21 protein-coding genes are annotated in these 23,464 nt (G+C 49.2%); 17 read left to right on the top strand and 4 right to left on the bottom strand.

The genetic code is table 11. The annotated features are described in order from the left end of the window. Positions 1-12: 12 nt before the first annotated feature. Positions 13-1,500 carry a glycerol kinase GlpK gene (glpK, locus tag AAC022_RS12730; protein WP_339731443.1) on the bottom strand — a complete coding sequence of 496 codons (1,488 nt, stop codon included), beginning with the start codon at positions 1,498-1,500 and terminating at the stop codon, positions 13-15. A gap of 248 nt (positions 1,501-1,748) precedes the next feature. After that, positions 1,749-3,107 (bottom strand): ammonium transporter, encoded by a 1,359-nt coding sequence (gene amt / locus AAC022_RS12725; protein ID WP_339731441.1) that lies wholly within the window; start codon positions 3,105-3,107, stop codon positions 1,749-1,751. 726 nt (positions 3,108-3,833) lie between these two features. On the opposite strand from amt, the gene groL (AAC022_RS12720) reads away from it, so the two are divergent. The 12 genes from groL (AAC022_RS12720) to AAC022_RS12665 all read left to right on the top strand — a co-directional run bounded on the left by groL (AAC022_RS12720) (position 3,834) and on the right by AAC022_RS12665 (position 16,095). Further along, positions 3,834-5,552, top strand: coding sequence for a chaperonin GroEL (gene groL, locus AAC022_RS12720; protein ID WP_339731439.1), 1,719 nt, complete (start codon positions 3,834-3,836; stop codon positions 5,550-5,552). 143 nt (positions 5,553-5,695) lie between these two features. Beyond that, positions 5,696-5,986, top strand: a complete 291-nt coding sequence (locus AAC022_RS12715; RefSeq protein ID WP_339731437.1) for a co-chaperone GroES — start codon at positions 5,696-5,698, stop codon at positions 5,984-5,986. A gap of 162 nt (positions 5,987-6,148) precedes the next feature. Next, complete coding sequence (gene groL / locus AAC022_RS12710; RefSeq protein WP_339731435.1) at positions 6,149-7,768, top strand: chaperonin GroEL; 1,620 nt, start codon at positions 6,149-6,151, stop codon at positions 7,766-7,768. A gap of 180 nt (positions 7,769-7,948) precedes the next feature. After that, on the top strand, positions 7,949-9,088 hold the full coding sequence (dnaJ, locus tag AAC022_RS12705) for a molecular chaperone DnaJ (RefSeq protein ID WP_339731433.1): 1,140 nt from the start codon (positions 7,949-7,951) through the stop codon (positions 9,086-9,088). A gap of 78 nt (positions 9,089-9,166) precedes the next feature. Then, positions 9,167-9,724, top strand: coding sequence for a nucleotide exchange factor GrpE (gene grpE / locus AAC022_RS12700; protein ID WP_339731431.1), 558 nt, complete (start codon positions 9,167-9,169; stop codon positions 9,722-9,724). A gap of 37 nt (positions 9,725-9,761) precedes the next feature. Beyond that, complete coding sequence (locus tag AAC022_RS12695; RefSeq protein WP_339731429.1) at positions 9,762-10,058, top strand: FmdB family zinc ribbon protein; 297 nt, start codon at positions 9,762-9,764, stop codon at positions 10,056-10,058. 79 nt (positions 10,059-10,137) lie between these two features. After that, the gene (gene yacG, locus AAC022_RS12690) at positions 10,138-10,344 is read left to right on the top strand and encodes a DNA gyrase inhibitor YacG (RefSeq protein ID WP_339731427.1); all 207 of its coding nucleotides are present in this window, start codon (positions 10,138-10,140) and stop codon (positions 10,342-10,344) included. Further along, complete coding sequence (locus AAC022_RS12685) at positions 10,331-11,428, top strand: DMT family transporter (protein WP_339731425.1); 1,098 nt, start codon at positions 10,331-10,333, stop codon at positions 11,426-11,428. The genes yacG and AAC022_RS12685 overlap by 14 nt, the downstream gene beginning before the upstream one ends. Continuing rightward, on the top strand, positions 11,421-12,050 hold the full coding sequence (locus AAC022_RS12680) for a gamma carbonic anhydrase family protein (protein ID WP_339731423.1): 630 nt from the start codon (positions 11,421-11,423) through the stop codon (positions 12,048-12,050). The genes AAC022_RS12685 and AAC022_RS12680 overlap by 8 nt, the downstream gene beginning before the upstream one ends. Positions 12,051-12,276: 226 nt before the next feature. Next, the gene (locus tag AAC022_RS12675) at positions 12,277-13,608 is read left to right on the top strand and encodes a Gfo/Idh/MocA family oxidoreductase (RefSeq protein WP_339731421.1); all 1,332 of its coding nucleotides are present in this window, start codon (positions 12,277-12,279) and stop codon (positions 13,606-13,608) included. A 342-nt stretch (positions 13,609-13,950) separates the two neighbouring features. Continuing rightward, positions 13,951-14,676, top strand: coding sequence for a hypothetical protein (locus tag AAC022_RS12670; protein ID WP_339731419.1), 726 nt, complete (start codon positions 13,951-13,953; stop codon positions 14,674-14,676). Positions 14,677-14,730: 54 nt separating this feature from the next. Then, a complete protein-coding gene (locus AAC022_RS12665; protein ID WP_339731417.1) occupies positions 14,731-16,095 on the top strand; it encodes a PQQ-binding-like beta-propeller repeat protein in 1,365 nt (454 codons plus the stop codon). A gap of 12 nt (positions 16,096-16,107) precedes the next feature. On the opposite strand, the gene AAC022_RS12660 is transcribed toward AAC022_RS12665, so the two are convergent. Further along, complete coding sequence (locus AAC022_RS12660) at positions 16,108-16,536, bottom strand: secondary thiamine-phosphate synthase enzyme YjbQ (protein ID WP_339731415.1); 429 nt, start codon at positions 16,534-16,536, stop codon at positions 16,108-16,110. A 17-nt stretch (positions 16,537-16,553) separates the two neighbouring features. Continuing rightward, positions 16,554-17,702 (bottom strand): chorismate synthase, encoded by a 1,149-nt coding sequence (gene aroC, locus AAC022_RS12655; protein ID WP_339731413.1) that lies wholly within the window; start codon positions 17,700-17,702, stop codon positions 16,554-16,556. A gap of 228 nt (positions 17,703-17,930) precedes the next feature. Here aroC and AAC022_RS12650 point away from each other — a divergent pair, with 228 nt between their 5' ends. The 5 genes from AAC022_RS12650 (at position 17,931) to cydB (ending at position 23,164) form a co-directional block, all read left to right on the top strand. Then, complete coding sequence (locus tag AAC022_RS12650) at positions 17,931-18,683, top strand: DUF1614 domain-containing protein (protein ID WP_339731411.1); 753 nt, start codon at positions 17,931-17,933, stop codon at positions 18,681-18,683. 174 nt (positions 18,684-18,857) lie between these two features. After that, on the top strand, positions 18,858-19,655 hold the full coding sequence (locus AAC022_RS12645) for a sulfite exporter TauE/SafE family protein (protein WP_339731409.1): 798 nt from the start codon (positions 18,858-18,860) through the stop codon (positions 19,653-19,655). A gap of 89 nt (positions 19,656-19,744) precedes the next feature. Beyond that, positions 19,745-20,686, top strand: a complete 942-nt coding sequence (locus AAC022_RS12640) for a M28 family peptidase (RefSeq protein ID WP_339731407.1) — start codon at positions 19,745-19,747, stop codon at positions 20,684-20,686. A gap of 75 nt (positions 20,687-20,761) precedes the next feature. Further along, positions 20,762-22,120: a cytochrome ubiquinol oxidase subunit I gene (locus AAC022_RS12635; RefSeq protein ID WP_339731405.1), complete on the top strand. Its 1,359-nt coding sequence runs from the start codon at positions 20,762-20,764 to the stop codon at positions 22,118-22,120. Between the two features lie 3 nt (positions 22,121-22,123). After that, the gene (gene cydB, locus AAC022_RS12630) at positions 22,124-23,164 is read left to right on the top strand and encodes a cytochrome d ubiquinol oxidase subunit II (protein WP_339731403.1); all 1,041 of its coding nucleotides are present in this window, start codon (positions 22,124-22,126) and stop codon (positions 23,162-23,164) included. The last annotated feature ends 300 nt before the right edge of the window (positions 23,165-23,464 follow it).

The following is a 23,464-nucleotide window of genomic DNA, read 5'->3' as shown; positions in this document are numbered from 1 at the left end:
AAGGCACATCCTCTACGCCCAGTCCATTGCTCTCCCGACAGCTTTCTTCCAACGCTGGTACAAATGGTCGCGTTTCCCCGACTCCATTGCTGGATGGAATTCGTTATCGAGGGCCCAGTTCTTGGTAACTTCATCCTGATCCTTCCAGAACCCAACCGCCAGCCCCGCCAGATAGGCAGCTCCCAAAGCCGTTGTTTCATGCACAACCGGCCGTTGAACGGGAACATCCAACATATCTGACTGGAACTGCATGAGCAGATTATTCGCCGCGGCACCGCCATCAACTTTAAGTGTTTTCAACTTGATCTTTGAGTCCTGCTCCATCGCATGTAAGACATCACAGCTTTGATAAGCCAATGATTCCAGAACCGCTCGTGCAACATGCTCCTTCGTCGACCCACGCGTTAAACCAATCAATGTACCACGTCCATTTTGATTCCAGTAAGGAGCCCCCAAACCAACAAAAGCGGGCACAAAGAAAACATCGCCTGAATCTTCAACCCGGGAGGCCAGCTCCTCGATTTCCTCAGAAGACTTGATGATCTGCAACCCGTCACGCAGCCACTGTATGGCGGCTCCTGCAATAAAGACGGACCCCTCGAGACAGTATGTGACCTTCCCATTAATACGCCAGCCGATGGTAGTGAGCAGTCCCGACTCAGAGGGGATGGGTTGATCGCCTGTATTCATCAACATGAAACAGCCGGTTCCATAAGTGTTTTTGGCGGCTCCCTGCTCAAAGCATCCCTGGCCGAACGTGGCCGCCTGCTGGTCGCCGGCGATCCCCGCTATTTTGATTGGTTCTCCAAACAGATCAGGCGTTGTCTCGCCGTAGACTTCACTGGAGTCTTTAACTTCGGGCAGCATACAGCGGGGAATGTTGAAAACCTTCAGCAGCTCATCATCCCACTCATGCGTATGAATATTATAGAGCAATGTACGGCAGGCATTACTGGGATCAGTGACGTGCACTTTGCCCCCCGTCAGGCGCCAGATCAAAAAGGTATCGATTGTCCCGAACAGAATCTTGCCCGCATTGGCCTGCTCCCTCAGCCCTTCGATCTCATTCAACAGATACTCAATTTTGCTGCCGGAAAAATACGCATCGAGTACCAGCCCTGTTTTCTCGCGGAATAACTTCTCATACCCTTCTGCTTTGAGTTGATCACAACGATCAGCCGTCAGGCGACTCTGCCAGACGATCGCATTCGAAACGGGCTTCCCTGTCTCACGATCCCAGAGCACAATTGTTTCCCGCTGATTGGTAATCCCAATCGCGGCGATCTCCGCAGGAACTGCCCCTGACTGCTGAATCACAGTCTGCGCCGTTTTCAACTGCGAATCCCAAATGGCCTCCGGATTATGTTCCACGAGCCCTGGCGAGGGAAAGATCTGCTCGAACTCCTGTTGTGAACTCGCTTCAATTTGACCTTGATGATTAAACAAAATGGATCGGCTGGATGTCGTTCCCTGATCAAGGGCCAATACATATTTTGCCATCGAAATGCTCCTTGAGTTGAGTGAGGGCTCTTTGGGGTCGCGTTGCTTATAGATTTAACGTTCACATTAAGCAAGCTGAGCCAGGTTCTCAAGGAATTCCTGCGATTTCTTTGTTCACATCAGCTTCAAACTCTCCGCGCATAAAAAAACTGATGGCAAGTGAAATCGTTTCACAAGCCATCAGTCAGTCACACTAACGGTACCTCCTGCAAAGCACCAGTGTCTTCAAACAGGTCTCAAAGTCTCGCTCAGTGATAAGCCTGCATTCCATGCTCGGACAGGTCCAGCCCCTTCAATTCGTCTTCTTCAGATACTCGAAGCTGTCCGATCATCTTAAGGAAGAAAAACAGAACAAACATTGTCACAAAGGCGTAGACAGGAATCACAACAGACCCCAGGATCTGCACACCAAGGTCATAATCTCCAAAGATACCAGTGGCGATTCCCCCCCAGACTCCACAGAGCCCGTGTACTGGGAACGCACCAACGGGATCGTCGATCCTGAGTTTTTCCAATGCCAGGATACCAAAGACAACCAGTAAGCCAGCGATACCACCAATGGCAATCGCTTCGAGGTTCGTCACACTGTCACAGTTGGCAGTAATCCCAACCAATCCAGCGAGTACACCGTTCAAGGCCATCGAAATATCGGGCTTACCATACATGATCCAGCCCAGGATCATCGCTGCGACACCACCAGTGGCTGCTGCAAGTGTCGTATTTGTTGCGATTAACATCACAGCATTCGTATTGTCTGTACCACCAAATGCCAACTGGCTACCCGGGTTAAATCCGTACCAACCTACCCAGAGGATGAATACACCCAGTGTGGCCTGTGCAATATTGTGACCGGGAATTGGAACTGATTTGCCATCCTTGAAGCGTCCAATTCTAGGTCCAAGAACCAAGGCACCAGCCAGACCGGCGAAACCACCGACGGCGTGTACAACAATCGAACCAGCGAAGTCATAGAAGCCCATAGCATCTAACCAGCCACCGCCCCATTTCCAGTAACCGCTGACTGGGTAAATGATTCCTGTCAGGATAATACTGTAGATTAAGTAAGAGCTGAATTTAAGACGACCAGCAACGGCCCCTGAAACAATAGTGGCAGCTGTCGCTGCGAATGCAACCTGGAACAGGAAGTCAACCTGAGGATGTAAAACACCCGGGCCAGGATCTCCTGCCGCTCCAATTCCAAATTGTGCAAAACCGAAGTAGCCGTTTCCGCTATCTCCCGGGTACATCAAACCATATCCGACGGCGTAGTAGACTAAAACGCCGACACAAACATCCATGAGATTCTTAAACAAAATGTTGATTGTATTCTTGGAAGAGTTAAATCCTGACTCGACCATTGCAAAACCAGATTGCATGAATAGCACCAGAACCGCACACAGAAATAACATGCTGTTATCAAGAGCATAATATAGTTCCGGCAAAGTAAGCTGAGAAGCTTCCTCTTCTGCCGGAGCCGCTGCTTCTGTCGATTCTGCTGCAGGCTGTTCTGTCGGTTTAGCTTCGTCAAACGCCAAAACCGGCTGTGAGAACGCTAAAACTACGACAAGGCTAGCCGTTAAGCCCGTGAGCGCATTTTTCCAATTCATTTTGTCGCAAACCTTTCCTGGAATACTCATCAGATGCTGTTTCTTTTGTTGTTTCAGTTAATCAATTAATCTGAGTGAGACCCCTAATTACCAATCATTAATTTGAGCACTTTTTTGGTAATCAGGTATAAAGCAAACATTGTGCCTCAATACTATTTCGCAAAAGAATAAACGGCAGTATGTTCTTTATTTCATGAGACTTATATCATCTCATAATAAATTAATATTTCCTGAAGTCCGGTGGAATGCTAATTTCAAATGCAGGATGATTAGGCATCGACCCATTCAGGTGCCTTCCAATTAGGCACCGTAATGAATGTGACAAAGTTCAATTATTGAAGAACTTGGCATCGTGAAGACGCCACCCGAATTTCAGTTCGACAGATGGTCTGTTGGATTTGGTAGCGATTGATTTACGCTGTTGTCTTCAAAAAGAAACGATCGCTGCCATCTTGGCAGTCCTACACAACATCCAGAACAGGACCATTTTCACAATCCTATATATAACAGCATCTTACGAATCATGTTTTCAATTGGCATGCTGATTGCATTTAGAGACCAGCGTGGTCAGGGTCCAGGTCGGATCCTGCCAACTTTGTTGTATACACCTAACAGACTCACACGCCAATCCCCATTGGATTCGCAGGAAGAATCATTATTCCGTGTGAGAGATCATCGTGGTCATGGGCAAAAATATTGGCCATTATTGCTGGTTGAGGAGAGACTGTGGCAAAACTTTTAAGCTTTGACGAAGAGGCCAGGAAGAGTTTATTGGCAGGAGTCGCCAAATTGTCGCGTGCAGTAAGCAGTACGCTTGGGCCGCGAGGGCGAAACGCTGTCTTGGACAAAGGCTGGGGAACCCCTAAGGTGACCAAAGATGGTGTCACCGTAGCGGAAGACATCGAATTGGAAGACCCATTTGAAAATATGGGAGTCCAATTAGTAAAAGAGGCTGCTTCGAAAACGAATGATGTTGCTGGTGACGGTACCACAACAGCAACCGTTCTGGCAGAAGCAATTTTTCGGGAAGGCCTGAAATACATCGCTTCAGGAGCAGATCCAATGGCCTTGAGCCGCGGCGTTCAAAAAGCCGTCGAAGCGGTCGTGGAACAGATTGGAAAAATTTCCAAAGAAGTAAAAGGTAAAGACAAAAAGGCGATAGAAACCGTTGCCACCATCGCTGGTAATAACGATCCGGAAATCGGCAAGATTCTGGCTGATGCAATTCTCAAAGTGGGAGTTGATGGCGTCATTACCGTAGAAGAAGGTCGTGGCGTTTCAACAGAAGTAGATCTAGTAGAGGGAATGCAATTCGAACGCGGATTTCTTTCTCCTCACTTCGTAACAGACGAAGACAATCAAACCTGTGATATGGAACGAGCCCATATCCTGATCTACGAAGAAAAAATCAGCTCAGCCCAGGCACTGGTACCGTTACTGGAACAAGTTTCCAAAGATGGTGCTCCATTGCTGATCATTGCTGAAGATATTGAAGGCGAAGCACTGGCAACTCTGGTGGTCAACAAACTGCGAGGCATTCTCAAAGTCTGTGCTGTCAAGGCTCCCGGTTACGGAGATCGCCGCAAAGCAATGCTCGAAGACCTTGCCATATTGACTGGCGGAAAAGCAATTTTCAAAGACCTCGGAATCAAACTCGAAGCTGTTGAGTTAAAAGACCTGGGCCAGGCCAAGAAGCTGCATATCAGCACCGACAACACAACCATTATCAGTGGTGCTGGAAACAAGGCAGCAGTCACTGGTCGTGCTGACCAGATCCGTGCAGAAATTGAAGTCACTGACAGCGAGTACGATCGTGAAAAACTGCAGGAGCGTTTGGCAAAACTCGCCGGCGGAGTTGCACAGATTAACGTTGGTGCCGCTACCGAAACTGAAATGAAGGAACGCAAAGACCTGATCGATGACGCACTTGCTGCAACGCGTGCTGCCATCGAAGAAGGAATTGTTCCCGGCGGTGGAATCGCTTTACTCCGATGCAGCAAAACACTGGACGGTCTCAAACTGTCTGGTGATCAGGGACTGGGAGTCGCACTCATCCAGAAAGTTCTGGAAATGCCTTTACGAGCGATTTCTGAAAACGCGGGCCAAGATGGTTCCGTTGTTGCCAATCGTGTCAAAAAAGAGAAAAGTAGCACCTACGGTTACGATGCTCTGAATGACCGCTACGGCGATATGTTTGATTTTGGTGTTGTTGATCCGGCTAAAGTAGTTCGTTCAACACTCCAGAATGCATCCAGTGTTGCATGCCTGCTGATGACAACTGATGCCATTGTTGTCGAAGAACCAAAAGACGAAGAAGACGACCACCACCATGACGACCACCACGACATGGGTGGAATGGGCGGCATGGGTGGCATGCCCGGCATGGGCGGCGGCATGCCTGGTATGGGCGGCATGGGTGGTATGCCTGGCATGGGAGGCTTCTAGTCTCGCTTACGATCCTTTAACGAGGAGCACCGCGAATTTTTCGCTGGCTCCTCTGTTAAAACAATCATTATCATTTCATCCGGGAACTGCTCCCGGATTCACAAATACAACCAGACTAATTGGAATACTTGGGAGTTAACATAATGGAACTGAATCCTCTTGATGACCGTATCGTGATTGAACCCAATGTTGCTGAAGAAACAACTGCTGGCGGCATTGTTCTGCCTGACGCTGCTCAGGAAAAGCCACAAAGCGGAACTGTCATTGCTGTTGGCCCAGGACGTCTTCTGGAAAGTGGCGAACGCTGCCCCGTTGCCGTTGAAGTAGGTGATGAAGTTCTCTACGGCAAATACGGCGGAACGGATATCGAAGTCAGCGGTAAAGATGTCAAGATCTTGCGTGAAAGCGATATTCTTGCCAAAATCATTAAATAGAGAACGTACTATTATCGGAACACGAGACAGAGAATTGAATCGCTGACGGCTTTTTAATTTCTGACTGCCTTGGGAATCTAATTCAAACCACAAAATCACGCAGGGGAGAACGGAGTAATCCGATCAAATGTTCGTTCCTGTTAAACAGAGGAGTTTATAAGCGTGGCAAAGCAACTATTGTTTGAAGATCGCGCACGTGCCAAGCTGCAAAAAGGCGTGCAAACTATTAGCGACGCTGTAGCCATCACAATGGGTCCTACGGGTCGCAATGTGATCATCGATAAAAGCTTTGGAAACCCCCTGGTAACCAAAGACGGTGTTACAGTCAGTAAGGAAGTCGAACTCGAAGATCCCTTCGAAAACATGGGAGCCAAACTGGTCAACGAAGTTGCCTCCAAAACCAGCGATGTCGCCGGTGATGGTACAACAACCGCTACCGTGTTAGCTCGCTCAATCTACCAGGAAGGCTTGCGGGGACTATCCCTAGGCGCCAACCCTATGATTGTTCGTCGGGGAATCGATAAAGCTGTTGAAGCTGCTGTTGCCGCAATCGAAGAAATGGCGAAACCAGTTACCGAAAAAGCAGAAATTGCGCAAGTCGGTGCGATCTCTGCAAACAATGACTCTGTCATTGGGAACCTGATCGCCGATGCCGTCGAAAAAGTCGGCCGCGATGGTGTGATTACTGTTGAAGAAGGCAAGGGCAATGAAACAACCCTTACTTTTGCCGATGGTATGCAATTCGACAAAGGCTATATTTCACCTTACTTTGTCACAGACACAGAAGGCATGAAGTGCCTTCTTGAAGATTGCTACATTCTGATTCATGAATCAAAGATTTCTGCACTGCGAGATCTGGTACCACTGCTGGAAAAAGTTTCTCAGACTGGGAAACCATTGCTGATCATCGCTGAAGACGTTGATGGCGAGCCTTTAACTGCTTTGGTTGTGAATAAACTGCGAGGCGTACTTAACATTGCAGCTGTCAAAGCACCAGGCTTCGGCGATCGTCGCAAAGCGATGCTGGCAGATATTGGCGTGCTGACTGGTGGTACTGTGATTTCGGAAGATCTGGGCATCAAGCTTGAATCTGTCGAATTGAGTCAGCTTGGTCAGGCCAAGCAGGTTGAAATCACCAAAGATTCCTGCACACTGATCGAAGGTGCTGGCAAGACAGAAGACTTGCAGGCACGTGTTGCTCAGATTCGCGGACAACTGGCTAAAACCGAAAGCGAATACGATCGCGAAAAATTTCAGGAACGGCTAGCCAAATTGACTGGCGGCGTTGCGATTATTTCTGTCGGTGCTGCAACCGAAACAGAAATGAAGCAAACCAAAGCCCGAATGGAAGACGCCCTTCACGCAACGCGTGCTGCTGTGGAAGAAGGAATTCTCCCCGGTGGTGGTGTTGCCCTTCTGCGATCGATTGAAGCTGTTGAGAATGTCAAAGGCAAAAACAGCGATGAAAAAATCGGTATCAGTATCGTCGCTCGTGCCCTGGAAGGACCGATTCGCCAAATCGCTGAAAACTGTGGAACTGACGGCGCTGTTGTCGCTGATGAAGTGAAACAACTTTCTGGCTCAAAAGGCTATAATGCCAATAGCGGCGAGTATGTCGACATGTTCAAAGCGGGAATTATTGATCCGGCCAAGGTTGTTAAAAACGCCTTGAAGAACGCTGCGTCTATCGCAGGCTTGATGTTAACCACACAGGTTCTTATCACCAACAGTGATAGTGCCGAAGGTGGAAAACAGGCTGATGTCGAAGGAAGTGTTCGATAAGTTCTGTCATTTACTGAAATCATCTGATTGATTTCAGTAGGGACTTTATGATATCAGACGGGCCGCCGTAAAAATGGTGGCCCGTTTTTTTCAGTTCTAATAGAACTGTGGAAGTCAGAAATCTACCTGAGTGGACATGGTAAATTTCGAAACCTTTAAATAAACAACGAGTAGTGAGTTATGGCATCGAAACGCGATTATTATGAAATCCTCGGTGTATCGCGCGAAGTGACCAGCGTTGAAATCAAAAAAGCGTACAAGAAACTGGCGCTGGCCAATCACCCCGACCGAAATCCAGGGGATGAAGAAGCCGTCAATCGCTTTAAAGAAGCAGCCGAAGCATTCGAAATCCTGAGTAATGAGCAGAAACGTACTCACTACGATCGCTATGGGCATGCCGATCTTGGTGGTGGTGCAGGCGGTAGCCAGTTCCATGACGTCTCTGATATATTTAGTGCGTTCGGCGACCTGTTTGAAGGATTCGGATTCAAGGGCTCATCTCAGCGAGGCGGGAATCGCCCTCGGCAGGGCGAAAGCCTGCGGACCAACATTCAAATCGATCTGTTGGATGCCGCTTCTGGCTGCGATCGAGAAATCAGTATCACTCGTCAGGAAAGCTGCGATACCTGTCATGGCTCTGGTGCAGAACCAGGCACACAACCAGATGAGTGCGATTACTGTGGCGGTGCAGGGCAGGTCGTTCAGTCACAAGGATTTTTCCGTGTTCAGACAACGTGCCCGCGGTGCCGTGGAGCAGGTAGAGTCATTTCTGAAAAATGTTCTGACTGCCGAGGCGAAGGACGAGTTTCCAGTGAAATCACATTGGACATCAAGGTTCCTCCGGGCATCGATAACGGCATGCAGCTCTGCCTCAGAGGCGAAGGCAATCCCGGCTTAAACGGGGGACCACGGGGCGATTTATACGTTGTTGTCGGCGTCGATGAACATCCTTTGTTCCGTCGTCAGGATCAGGAACTGAGTTGCCACGTCCCCATTACATACACACAGGCAGCCCTTGGTGCCAATATTGAAATTCCAACCCTGGAAGGTCGGCACGATCTGAAAATTCCTTCGGGTACCCAACCAGGTGAAGTCTTTCGTCTGAAAGGCCTGGGTATGCCGAACCCCCATGGTGGAGGACGGCGCGGCGACCTGCATCTCGTTGTGCAGATCGATGTGCCGAAGAAAATTTCAGAGCGGGAAGAAGAATTACTGCGGGAACTGGCAGAAATCGAACACACAGAAGTGTCAAAACACCGCAGCCCCAATCGAAATTCGTTTTTTGATAAATTAAAGGAATACTTTACACACTCTGATTAATCATATTCAGAATGTGGCAATCTCCTTTTTGTTTTCTCAATATGAGATCTGTTAAATTTAGCGTTATAGGTCAGAAGCATGGCAGATATGGAACAGCCTGAAGAAATCCAAAATCAGACTGAAGAAAATTCGGTTGAAGAAAGTGAAGCGGCCCAGGAAATGCCTACAATAGAAGAACAATTGCAGACAGCCATTTCTGAGCGTGATGAAAACCAGGATCGTTTTCTGCGATCACAGGCAGAATTGGACAACGCCCGAAAACGGCATCAAAGGGAACTGGCACAAATGCGCCAGTATGCTGCGGTGCCGTTTATACAAGATGTGTTGCCAGCACTAGACAATCTAAAACGAGCCGTTGATGCCGCGGAAAATGCGGATCACGTTGACGAACTCAAACGTGGTGTCGAAATGGTCGCGAAGCAAATTTTAGACGTCTTCTCGAAACACGATGTCAAAGCGATTGAAGCACTAGGACAACCCTTTGATCCAAACTTGCACGAAGCACTACAGCAAATGCCCTCCGATGAGCATCCCCCGATGACCGTCATCCAGGAACTCGAACAGGGCTTTATCTTGAACGACCGGGTAGTTCGCCCCACAAAAGTAATCGTTTCTTCCGGTCCCACTGAAAATTAATTAGTTTCTTATCGCCTTATTTTGTGAGAAGAGATCGATGCCAACTTACGATTATGAATGTTCCCAATGCGATAATAAATGGGAAGAGTTTCAGTCAATCACCTCAAAACCCCTCCGGAAATGTCCTGCCTGTGGCAAGCTCAAAGCAAAGCGCGTCATCGGGGCTGGTGCCGGAATCATCTTTAAAGGATCTGGCTTTTACCAAACTGATTACCGTAGCAACTCTTACAAAAAAGCAGCGGAAGCAGACAGTAAAGCACAATCTTCAAGCTCAGAATCTAAAAGCAGCAAAGATTCGGGCAGTTCAAAAAAGAGCGATTCGTCTGATTCCTGATTACCTTTGATATTTCCGTTGGAAGTATCTATAAGAGAATCAGACTCCGATATTGCTCCTCTTTTCGTCTGAGGCTTCGATGATTCAACCTCAAACATGCCCGATTTGCCGCAAGGTCGTCACGTTCAAAGCCAGTGACGAGAAGTCGCCGTTCCCGTTTTGCAGCAAAAAATGCCGCGACGTCGATTTTTTCCGCTGGTCGGAAGGACGCTATGCGATTGTTGAGGAGCTGGATCCTCGCATCATTGAACTACAGCGTCTGGAGCAAGAGGGTGAAGAAGATTAAAGAACCTTCGCCCCATGCCCCGGCAGCTTCTTTGACTGACAACTCTGATAGCGACAGCAAACACAGTAACGGCCTCTCTCCCGCAGCACGCGGAACTTTGTTTGGCCTGTTATCAGCGCTGGCGTATACCGCTGCGAATATTGCTTTACGCGAAGCAGCCGTTGATAACAACGCCGACTGGGCTATTTGGATATCTGCCTTGAAATCCATTCCGGCAACGATTGTCGGCTGGGTCCTGGTTGCTTACCGCGGCTCTCAAGGTCTGCCCGCACTACCTCCACGACGACTGGTCATTCCGTTAATCCTCACCGGGCTGGTGATGCAATTTGGTGGAAACGTGATGTTTCAATGGTCGCTGAGTTTAGGCGGGCTGGCGTTCACCGTCCCGCTCTGCTTTGCGACATTACTCACCACTGGCGCTTTGCTCGGGCGGATTTTTCTGGATGAACCAATTACGTACCGAATGTTTGTTTCAATGCTCATTCTGACGGCGGCGATTGTGTTACTCAGTCTGGGAGCACACCAGGCTGAAGAATCTGTCTACGAACACATGGAACACCATTCCAGTTCCATGAGTACAGTCGCGCTCACTATATTTGTGGCCTGTTTTGCAGGCTGTGCGTATGGAACTGGCGGGGCAGTGATTCGCGGCTCCGTTCGTGGCGAACTTTCGATTTCAGCCACACTGGTATTAATCAGCACCACCGGCCTGGTTTGTTTAACATCCGTTGCCGTTTATCGTCTCGGTTTTTCGATCTTTTGGGAAACTACGCCTTGGCAGTATCTGGTAATGCTGGTCGGAGGCATCATGAATGCCATCGCTTTCTTTGCCATCGGCGCCTCGATGAAATATCTAACCGTCACCCGCGTCAATTTATTAAACGCTTCTCAAACAGCAATGGCTGCGTTTGCCGGAGTACTTTGTTTTAGCGAACCATTAACAGTCTGGCTTCTCAGTGGAACAGCGCTCACCATTGCTGGTCTGTTTCTGATGGAAAAAAAGCGGCCCACGATTCCCAATAATATCGCAAGCGAAACGTCCCCACCAAATACAGATCAACAGGAGGTCGAATCAAATGGATAATACACCTTCCCCTGAATGGCCCCAAATCGAATCCGAAATTCCTCCTGTCCCGAATTTACCCTATCCAGAAGTGGACTGTGACTGGAATGCCCTGCATTCAATTCCCAGCATTGATCCCACGGCATGGGTCACACCAGATGCGATCATCACCGGTCGCGTCCGCCTGAAAGCACACAGTTCGGTTTGGCACCAATGTGTCTTACGCGGCGATCTGGAATATATCGAAGTGGGAGAAGAAACCAACGTGCAGGACGGATCGATCCTGCATACCGATTACAAACATCCCTGTATACTGGGAAACCGGGTCACACTGGGACACTCTGCCATCGTGCATGGATCGATTGTTGAAGACGATGCCATGATCGCCATCGGTGCCACTGTGCTTAGCCGGTGTGTCATTGGCAAAGGCGCATTGATCGCCGCCGGTGCCCTGGTCCGAGAAGGAATTCACGTTCCTCCAAATACGCTCTGGGCTGGCTGTCCCGCCCGGCAGATTAAAGTACTCACGGATCAACAACAGGAACGTCTCAAGGCGACCTGGCAGCATTATGTCAATCTTGGCACTGCCAGCCTGCAACGCTTTGGACGCCAACATATCGACGCGATCACGCAACGTGGTTAATCTCTCAGAAACATCTGTCTACAGTAATTAATCATGTTTCTGCCCCAAATAGTACGGACAGAGATTCAAACGACTTGCCCTCAAAAGCCGTAGAACGGACTGCCCCCTCAAGATTCGGACAAAAAACCTGTGCGTAGATCCCTTTTTTGCCTCGAAAACAGTCCATTACCTGTGGTATCCTAAGGATTCAATTTTTCAATGAAACTAATTAACTCAGGATCTTCTAATGAATGCCAAGCAACCTGAGCCTTCCGGCTCAACAACGCGTCGTGAGTTTATCAAAACCAGTTCGGCAGCGGTTGCTGCTGCCTCTACCTTATCCAGTGCCGTTTTTGCGGGGACACCTCAGACGGCTGCTCTGCAATCCAGTCTGTTTGCTGGCGGGTCTGATGTCATTCGTGTAGGCCTTGTCGGTTGCGGGGGACGGGGAACGGGAGCCGCCGCACAAGCACTGGCAGCCGACCCGAATGCAAAACTGGTCGCAATGGGTGATACATTCTACGACCATCTTGATTCGAGTTTTAAAAACCTGAAAAAGAATCCTGTGGCAGAACAGGTCCAGGTCGACGCCGATCACAAATTCATTGGATTCGACTCCTATCAGAAGGTCATTGACTGTGTGGATGTGGTTCTGCTAACAACACCTCCTCACTTCCGCCCCATGCAGCTGCGAGCAGCCATCGAAGCGGGCAAACATGTTTTCGCTGAAAAACCGGTCGCCGTTGATGCGCCCGGAGTTCGATCGGTAATGGAAACCTGCAAACTGGCTAAAGATAAAAATCTTTCGATCGTTTCTGGCCTCTGCTGGCGCTACCATCAGGGAATGCGTGAAACATTCAAGCAAATTCACGATGGTGCCGTTGGTGATGTGATGGCCATTCAGTGCAGCTATAACACCCGTGGTTTATGGATGTTTAAACGAGAACCAGAATGGAGTGACATGGAATGGCAGATGAGAAACTGGCTCTACTTCACCTGGCTCTCTGGTGATTTCAACACCGAGCAGCACGTCCACAGTCTGGACAAAATGGCCTGGACGATGAAAGATGCCCCCCCCCTTTCCTGTAGTGGCACCGGTGGTCGCCAAACCCGAACGGGCAAAGAATACGGCCATACTTTTGATCACTTTGCGATTGTTTACGAATATCCCAATGGTGTGAAAGGCTTCAGCCGTTGTCGTCAGCAGGATGGTTGTGCCGTTGATGTTTCGGACCATGTATACGGAACCAAAGGCCGCGTCGATGTCTTCAAGCACCGCATCTTTGATCCGAAAGGGGAAAAGACCTGGCAGTTCCGAGATAAAAGTAAAAACATGTACCAGGTCGAGCATGACGAATTCTTCAATAGCATCCGTTCGGGCAATCCCCTTAACAATGGCGATTACATGACCAGGAGTACCATGCTCGCCATCATGGGACGCATGGCCGCTTACACAGGAAAATCGATCACATGGGACGAAGCCTTAAATTCGAAAGAAGATCTGACTCCCTCCAGCTACGAATGGGGTCCACTACCTGTGCCACCGGTCGCAATGCCTGGCATCACTGCCTTTAAATAATTCCGGATTCGATTGAATCTTGATTAGATGAACCGCTTATCCCCACACGCTTTCAGATTTTTCTGAGAGCGTGTTTTTTTGAATCAGACAAGAAGGTCTTCATCGAAAATATCAGTTCCTGGAAATATTTTGAGAATGGCGAGTTTTCCGAAACATTTTCTCGTCACTCGGGTTTGATTTTTGTAGATTCAATTTAATCAGCTGCGTTAAAGTTCCAGAAGTTACTCCCCCCATCTTATTGGGATCTCGGGAACCTCGCTGAATTGAATACAAAGTCAATGTTGTAAACCCATTGACTTGAGATACTTAACATTTCGAAACCACATTTCCGGAGACCAACAGATGCGTTTCACACGTCTACTTTCCATTGGCACAACTCTGCTTGCAGTCTGTGCAACAACGCTGCTTCCCGCTCAACCTCCTGAAGGCGGCGATCGTCCTGAACGAGGTGATCGGCCCGAAGGGCGTCAACGTGGCCCGCGCGATGGTGGTCCTCGTGACGGTGGTCAGCGCAGAGGCGGCCCCGGAGGACCAGGTGGTCGTCCTAATTTCTTGATGATGCTGCCCATCATCGTGGTTCTTGATGTCAACAAAGATGGCGAAATCTCCAAAGAAGAAATGGATAATGCCACTGCGTCTCTCCAAAAACTGGACAAGGACAAAAATGGCAAGCTAACAGCTGATGAATTACGTCCTGATTTTAGTAGTTTCGGCCGACGCGACGGTGACCGCGATGGTGACCGCCGTGGCCCTGGAGGTCAGGGTGGTCCTGGTAGACGCGATGGAGCAAGCGGCGGTGACTTCGTCGAACGCATGCTGAATAATGATAAAAACAAAGACGGAAAACTGACCAAAGAAGAACTGCCCGAACGGATGCAGCCGATGTTTGATCGGATCGATACCAATAAAGACAAGGAAATCGACAAAGCTGAGTTAACCAAAATGTCAGAACAGTTTAACTCACGGAATCGATCGCGCGGCGGAGATCGTGGTAATCGCGGCGGAGATCGCGGTGGACGTCGTCCCGACAGCGATCGTCCAAAACGTCCTGAATCAGAAGAAAATTAAGACTTACTGTTTTCCATTTGGCTCGTTATCTCATCTTGTTTTAGGGACATTGGTATGCACCTCAAAATTGCAATGTTCGCTTTGTTGATGTTGATTTCCTCAAGCGTTCAGGCAGACTGGATGCGGTTTCGCGGGCCAAATGGCTCAGGAGTTTCTGACGAAAAGCAGGCAACTCCTTCTAAATGGAGTCCTCAGAAAAATCTGAAATGGAAAGTGGCTCTGCCAGGTCACGGTTCATCCAGCCCGATCATTGTCGGTGATAAAGTCTTTATCACCTGCTGGTCGGGCTATGGGATGAACCGGAACGAGCCCGGCGAGCAAAAAGATCTCAAACGGCATCTGGTCTGCCTGGATCGTAAGACCGGCAAGATCCTGTGGGACAAAACCGTCGGACCTGTTCTCCCCGAAGATGTTTACACAGGCATGTTCGCTGAACATGGATATGCATCGCATACTCCCGTCTCAGATGGCAAGCATGTGTATGCGTACTTTGGAAAATCAGGAGCCGTCGCGTTCGACCTGGAAGGCAAGCAACTCTGGCAAACACTCGTCGGCGACGAGCTCGATCCCCGTCGATGGGGATCTTCCTCAAGTCCTATTTTGTATAAAGACCTGCTCATTGTGACGGCGACTGCAGAGAGTGAGGCAATCGTTGCTTTGAATAAAAAAACCGGCAAGGAAGTCTGGCGTCAGGAATCAACGGGCTTCAATTCAACTTGGGGAACTCCCATTTTAGTTACCCATGATGACAAACGAACCGACCTGGTAATCGGTGTGCCTTATGAAATCTGGGGGCTCAATCCAGAAACGGGAAAACTGCGTTGGTATTGTGAAGCCATGCCCACCGAGACCTATTGCTCGAGTGTGATTGCCCATAATGGTGTGGTTTATGGACTAGAAGGGCGGGGCGGCGGATCGATCGCCGTTCGAGCCAATGGTAAAGGGGATGTCACCAAATCGCATGTCCTCTGGTCAGGTCGGGATGCCAACCGCATTGAAACACCGGTGATGTCTCAGGACCGAATCTACTTCTTCTCTCGCGGCATTGTTAACTGTCTCGATGCCAAGACCGGCGAACGCCTCTTTCGTGGACGACTCGAATCTGGCGACGCTGTCGCTTCAGATGACCAAAAACAGGAACAACCGGGAAGTCGTTCTGGCGGACGCCAGGGCAGAGGCGGTGGCGGATTCCGTGGCAGTGACTATTCCTCACCCGTGATCGCGGATGGCAAAGTATATTACACTTCCCGATCTGGTGAGACTTACGTCATTAAGGCCAGCGACAAACTGGAACAAATCTCTGTCAATCGTTTGACCAATGACAATGAAGACTTCAGTGCCTCACCCGCAGTCAGTGATGGTGACCTCTTTATCCGTTCGGACAAGCACTTATATTGCGTCGGTGCAAAAGACAGTTAAGACGGAAGACGCTCAGGGTGATGACTCACCCTGTATCGTTACAACCAGACGACGACTTCCGGCGTGGTTGCGGTGTTCACAGAGATAGATTCCCTGCCACGTCCCCAGACAGAGTCGGCCGCCACTAATCGGAATGGTGAGCGAATTACCAATCATTGACGCTTTGACATGCGCGGGCATGTCATCGGGCCCTTCGCAGGTATGCACATAAGGAAACGATTCGGGAGCGATCTTGTTGAAGGCCATCTCCAGATCTACAGGTACATCCGGGTCGGCGTTTTCATTGATCGACAGAGAAGCCGACGTATGCATAATAAAAACATGCATGATGCCGACATCAATTTGTGACAATTCGGGTACTTCGCTCAAAACTTCACGTGTCACGAGATGAAAACCCCGCCTTAAGGCAGGAAGTCGGATCTGCTTTTGAATCCAGGCCATAGTAGAGTACTCTCTGCTCAATCGTTGTGAGTTCGATCAGGAGCCGCTTCACACTGGGCACGCCAACGCAGCCAATGATCGGCGAGCGTAATCGCAATCATTGCTTCGGCAATCGGAACAAATCGCGGCAACAGACAGGGGTCATGTCGGCCTTTAGTTCTGATGGTTGTTGGCTCCCCCTGTTTTGTGACCGTTGGTTGTTCAATCAACAGGCTGCTGGTTGGTTTGACCGCAGCACGAAATACAAGAGGTTGCCCTGTTGAGATGCCACCCAGACTACCGCCATGCCGATTTGAGTCTGTTGTAATGATCGGAGCGTCTGCTTCAGAGCCAGCGTCTGCGATAAAGTGATCGTTATTCTGACTGCCCCGCATCGTCGCACATCCGAAGCCCGAACCGTATTCCACTCCTAGAACGGCGGGAATGCTAAACAGGCCTTTGGCAATGTCAGCTTTCAATTTATCAAAAACGGGCTCTCCCAAACCGGGGGGCACATTGATGGCCGCAATTTCCGCGACGCCTCCAATGGAATCACCCTCTTTACGCACCTGATTTATGAACTCAATCATCTCACGGGCCCGATCATGATCGGGGCAGCGTACCGGATTCAAACTGCCATCAGAAAATTGTTCTACCTGATCTGCCGTAATTAAAGTGGGATCAGCAATCTCTGCTTTCAAGTGACCAACCTGAGTCACATAACCCACGATCCGTCCGCCAAAAGCATCCGCCAGAATTTTCTTGGCGACGACTCCAGCTGCGACACGGACGTTCGTTTCACGGGCACTGGAACGCCCGCCGCCTCGGTAATCACGGAAGCCATATTTGGCGTCGTAAGTATAGTCGGCATGACCAGGACGGTACTTGTCTTTGATATCGCCGTAATCTTTGCTGCGCTGGTCTTCGTTCCGAATCAGAATGGCGAGAGAGGTGCCTGTGGTGACGCCTTCAAATACTCCCGCGAGAATCTCTGGATGATCGGCTTCTTTCCGCTGGGTTACAATCTTGCTTTGCCCCGGTTTGCGGCGGTTGAGATCTACAAGCAAATCTTCCACGCTGATCGAAATTCCCGGAGGAACGCCATCAATAATCACCACATTACCCGGACCGTGGCTTTCGCCTGCCGTCGTAATCCGAAACACTTGTCCAAAAGAATTTCCTGCCATACTTTGATTGTAGCGGGACTCCGAGGAATGTCATCCTTCCCGAGAGGCTCCCCTTGATGAATTCGTGGAGAAGGTAGGAATTGTTCCGAATATTCCCGCCAAGAACCTGCAGGAATCAGTCGCAACTGACTAAAATGTCCCTGAAAACGGGTCTCCCCCACCATCGCCCTGTTTAAATGTATCGACTCCAGGCAGCGACTATCACGATTCATGGAAAGAAATCAGACAGTGTCCAACCCGCAACCGAACAATCTTCAATCTGCCCAGTTATCGGGCTGCATGATTCTGACCCTGATGATTTTTTTCGGCTGCATGATGCCTTTAATCTTTGTCGATCTGGCTGAAACAGCCTTGAGGAATCTACATCTTAGTCCTCAGGCAGCAGTTCTGGTTCTGATCGGCATGATCTTTGGATCATTGTTTAATTTTCCCATCGCCCGCTTCCCGCTTGATAAGGAAGTAAACGTTCCCATGTTTGAATCGCTGGCCGGGATGCAATTGATGCCAAAAATGAAAAAATTGCGCCAGGAAGCCATCATCGCCGTCAATCTGGGAGGATGTATCATTCCTGTGCTCCTGGCGGTCTGGCTTTCTAAATTCATCATCGCTGGTGGCCCTACATCCATCATCGTTACTCTGACAGGAATCTGTTTTAATACCGTCATCTGCTATCGCATGGCAAGACTGGTACCAGGCATGGGAATCGCGATGCCTGTTTTTATTCCGCCACTCACCGCCGTGGTCGCTACCTGGTTTGGATTTGGAATCGTGGGTCCCATGCTGGGGGATCTAGGAGTCAACTTCCATCCTCTGTATTCTCCGGTTGCTTTTGTAATCGGCATCTCCGGGCCGCTACTGGGTGCAGATCTGCTACACTGGAAAGATTTCAAAAAACTGGAGGCTCCTTCCATCAGCATCGGCGGGGCGGGAACCTGGGACGGAATTGTACTCTCCGGCATGATTGCCTCGCTCCTTGCCTAGTCGGATTTCTGTTTTACTTGAGTTCTTCAACAAATGTCGATTGATACTCGGTTGCGAAAACCTATAAACTCTCTCAATAGGAAATGGAATTCGACTCCTCAGTGCCATTCCGAATCGCAGTGACTGACCGATCAAATTAAAATAGGGCAAATCGATCGAGGGAAATCAAAAACCATGGACTGGTGGCAAAATCTCTTATTGGCGGTCGTAGGCATTTTTGCCGGTATGTTGAATGTACTGGCTGGCGGAGGCTCTTTAATTGTCATGCCGACAATGGTGTTTCTGGGAATCCCCGGCGCAGTGGCGAATGGGACTCTCCGCATTGCGATTTTGGGTCAGAATTTGACCGCAATCGCTGGTTTCCGACACAAAGGGTTTTCCGATTTCCGACTCAGCTTCTCATTAGCCCTCTGCGCCCTTCCGGGTGCGTTTCTGGGAGCCTTTCTGGGATCAAAACTCAATAACGTCTGGTTTAACCGTGTTTTAGCAGTCGTCATGCTCGGTGTATTAGTTTCGATGATTCTTGGGAAGCGCAAGAAGAAACCAAAGCAGACTGTATCAGAAAATACCACCACAGCAGAATCGGAATCGAATTCGGAATCCTCAATCATTCAGAATCCGAATTCCCTGGCCGGCCATCTTTTGATGGTTCTGGCCGGATTTTATGGCGGCTTCATTCAGGCAGGCATTGGTTTTATCCTGATTGGGATTATGAACGGCGTCATGAAAATCGACCTGCTGCGTACGAATATGCATAAAGTTTTCATTGTTGCAATGTACACGTTAGCTGCGATCGGAATCTTTGCCTGGCAGGGAAAAATTGATTGGGTTACAGGCTTCATTCTGATGTTGGGAATGTCTGCCGGCGGTTGGATTGGCTCCAATCTGGCTGTCAAAAAAGGGGAAGGTTTCATTCGCGCCGTGCTTTATACGGCTATAGTTTGTATGTCGATCAAACTATTATTAACTTAAAAACAATCACACTTTGATTCGTTATTGATATAGAATATTCTCTGGTGCAAATGGTTTTCATCAGCAACAGATCGAGAAAGCGATTGAATATGTGGCGACGCTGGCAGAAATTTCGACTTCTGATTCTGATGGTGCTGTTTCCGTTCTGCCTGTTGGTCTGTGCCCCCGCTGCAGAACCAGTCGTCAAACCGGAATTTGATGCCGGCCGCGCGTACGAATATCTCAAATCAATCTGTCGGCTCAAATCACGTATCAGTGGTTCGCCCGGCATGGCGGCACAACAAAAGTTGATCTCGGAGCATTTTAGAAAACTGAAAGCCAAGGTTTACTTTCAGACATTTGACGCCCCGCATCCCTTAAACGGGACTCCCGTGCGGATGAACAACATGATTGTCAGTTGGTATCCCGAAACGAAAAAACGGATCCTGCTGGCCTGTCACTACGATACACGACCTTTTCCCGACCGCGATCGGAGACAACCACAGGGACTCTTCATTGGCGCGAATGATGGTGCCAGTGGAGTGGCATTTCTGATGGAACTGGGAAATGTGATGCACGATTTGAAAATCAGCCATGGCTATGGCGTGGATTTTGTGTTTTTCGATGGCGAAGAACTCGTCTATCGTGAAAATGACCCGTATTTCCTCGGTTCCAAATATTTTGCAAATCAATATAAAACGGAACCACGGGATTATGAATACGTCTATGGCATTCTCTTCGATATGATTGCAGATAAGAATCTGGCGATCTATATGGAAAAAAACAGTCTCAAGTATGCCCCCCGGTTAACGCGCAGTATCTGGGAAGCCGCCCAAAAAGTGGGAGTCAGACAGTTCGTCCCTCAGGCCAAATTTGAAATCCGGGACGACCATTTACCCTTGAATGAAATCGCCCGAATTCCAACCTGTGATATTATCGACTTTGATTACCCCGCATGGCATACCACACGAGATATTCCACGCTACTGTTCCGGAGCCAGTCTGGCGAAAGTCGGAAAAGTGATCACATACTGGTTGCAGAATATACCCTGATTCACACAGCAGACATCAAATTGATTTTATGATTTTCCAGTTAGAACGCAGCACCGGCGAAATGGATTCAAAGGGATGATTGATTCAGTACTACTCCATCGGGTTCAGTTTGCCTTCACCGTTTCGTATCACTATCTGTTTCCCCAATTGACAATGGGCCTGGCTCTGCTGATCTTCATCCTCAAGACGATCGGCTTGAGAGGAAATCCCTGGGCCGATGCAGCGGCTCGGTTCTGGCTCAAAATATTTGGCCTGACATTTCTGATGGGTGTCGTCACAGGCATCCCGCTTGAATTTCAATTTGGAACCAACTGGTCTCAACTCGTGAAAAAGACGGGGTCGATTCTGGGACAAACTCTGGCGATGGAAGGCATCTTCGCGTTTTTTCTGGAATCGACGTTTCTCTACCTCTTGATCTTCGGGGAGAAAAAACTGGGAAGGACCGCCCATTGGATCGTGTCGTTCATGCTTTTAGCGGGAACGTGGCTCAGCGGTTATTTCATCATCTGCACGAACGCCTTCCTGCAGCATCCGGTGGGTTATCGAATCGACGATCAGGGTATTTTTCACCTGACCAGTATCGGGGCGCTGCTCAGTAACCCCTGGGCGATCAAACAATATCTGCATACCATGACCGGCTCTGTCATTACTGGCAGTTTTACGATGGCTGCGATCGGCGCTTATCATTTACTGCGCGGGGAGCATCTCGAAATCACCCGCAGGTATCTGTCCGTGGCAGTCATTGTCGGATTTCTTGCCAGTATCATCGCCGCCGCCCCGACTGGCGACTGGGAAGCAAAACAGGTCCAGCAGCATCAGCCGATCAAATTTTCCGCAATGGAAGGGCACTTTCATACCGAAGATGGAGCTGGTCTGATTCTGATTGGTCAACCCAATCTGGAAGAACTTAAAATTGATAATCCCATCATCATTCCCAAAGCACTTTCCTTCCTGACGCATGACAGCTGGAATGCTGAAGTAAAAGGCCTGACCGAATACGATCGCGCACTCTGGCCCGACAATATCGAATTACTCTATTTTTCCTATCACATTATGGCAGGCCTGGGAACACTCTTCATCGCTTTGATGGGGCTGTGTATGCTGTTACTCTGGAAACGGAAGTTACATACCAGCCGCACCATTCTCTGGCTGCTGATGCTCTCGCTGCCGTTCCCCTTTATTGCGAATACAGCGGGTTGGTTTACCACGGAAATTGGACGTCAACCCTGGTTAATTTATGGTTTGATGAAAACCGCCGATGGGGCCTCTCAAAATATTTCGCAGGGAAATGTCATGTTCACTTTGCTGGGTTTCATGGGACTCTATCTGTTTCTGTCTGTCTTGTACTTCTTCCTTGCAATTCGCATCATCAATCAAGGCCCCGAAACGATCAGTATCAATTCATCAGACTCAGCAGTGGAAGCAGGTACTTAGACTATGGAAACGGTTTGGTATATTCTGCTGGTCTTGATGATTTCCACCTACCTCGTCCTGGATGGGTTCGACCTGGGGATCGGCGTACTGCATCTGTTTCTTGCCAGAAATCGGCCCGAACAGAAACAGATCATACAGACAATTGCCCCGGTCTGGGATGGAAATGAAGTCTGGTTGATTGCAGCCGGCGGAACCATGATGATGGCGTTTCCGGGATTTCTGAGTGCGCTCTTCAGCGGGTTCTATCTCCCTCTGACCATGGTCGTCTGGCTCTTGATTTTTCGGGCCATCAGTATCGAATTGCCGCATTATCTTTCCGATTCCTTGTGGGTCCACTTCTGGAATATCATGCTGTTTGTCTCCAGTGGCTTGCTAATCGTCATCCTCGGCGCTGCCATGGCGAATGTCTTTCGTGGCGTTCCCCTGGATGAATCAGGATCGTTCTTCGAACCGCTCTGGACGAATTTTCGAATCGGTCCGCAACCGGGAATTCTGGATTGGTACACAATCCTAAGCGGCATCACATCCGCAACAATTCTTTTACATCACGGCTCACTCTGGCTCGTCGCGAAAACCGATGAGATCGTTCAGCAACGTTCCAGACAGCTTGCTTCCTGGCTTTGTGGCCTGACCGCGGGGCTGACGGCGCTGACTCTTTTTGCCAGCTATTCGGTTCAGCCTCAAGCCAAAGTAAGTTTCGCATCCCATCCCTGGATCATGGCTCTCCCTGCAACTGCAATCCTGGCTCTGGCTTGCTCGTTCTTATTTCGAATCAAACATCACAACATGGCAGCATTTTTGAGCTCAGCTCTGTTCATGTATCTGGTAATTTTCAGCGGCGCAGCCGCGTTGTACCCCAACATCCTCCCCGGTTTGAATCCGGAGTTCAGTTTAACGATTTATAATTCCTCGCCTCCGGCGGAAGAGCTCAAAACAGCCCTCTACTGGTGGATTCCCGGCATTATGTTAGTCGGCATTTACTTTACGATCATGTTCCGCTCACTCCCCAAAACGATTTCTACAGACGCCTCTGAAGAGCATTAAAGTTTTCACCCGAGACGAGTGCGGCAGCGTTTTCCAGCCCTGAACCGGTACCACAATCAGTTTGCAATAGCGCGAATGACAAATTCCGAGCAAATAAACCGGCACTCATTCCAATACGCGGGATGTTGAAAAAACGCAACAATTCCCTAATTCCCTATTCCAAGAGCAACATTCCGAGGGAAATCAGCGTTCTTCGATACTTCACTATTTCTCCACGTCTGACCAGTCTTCAAAATAAATTTCCTCAGACGCGTTTCATCTCAAACTGATTTTGTTAGACTAAAAACGAGAAGACTGGAA

The organism is uncultured Gimesia sp. (genome assembly GCF_963976445.1).
GTDB lineage: Bacteria > Planctomycetota > Planctomycetia > Planctomycetales > Planctomycetaceae > Gimesia.
This window is presented reverse-complemented; position numbering and strand designations above follow the sequence as displayed.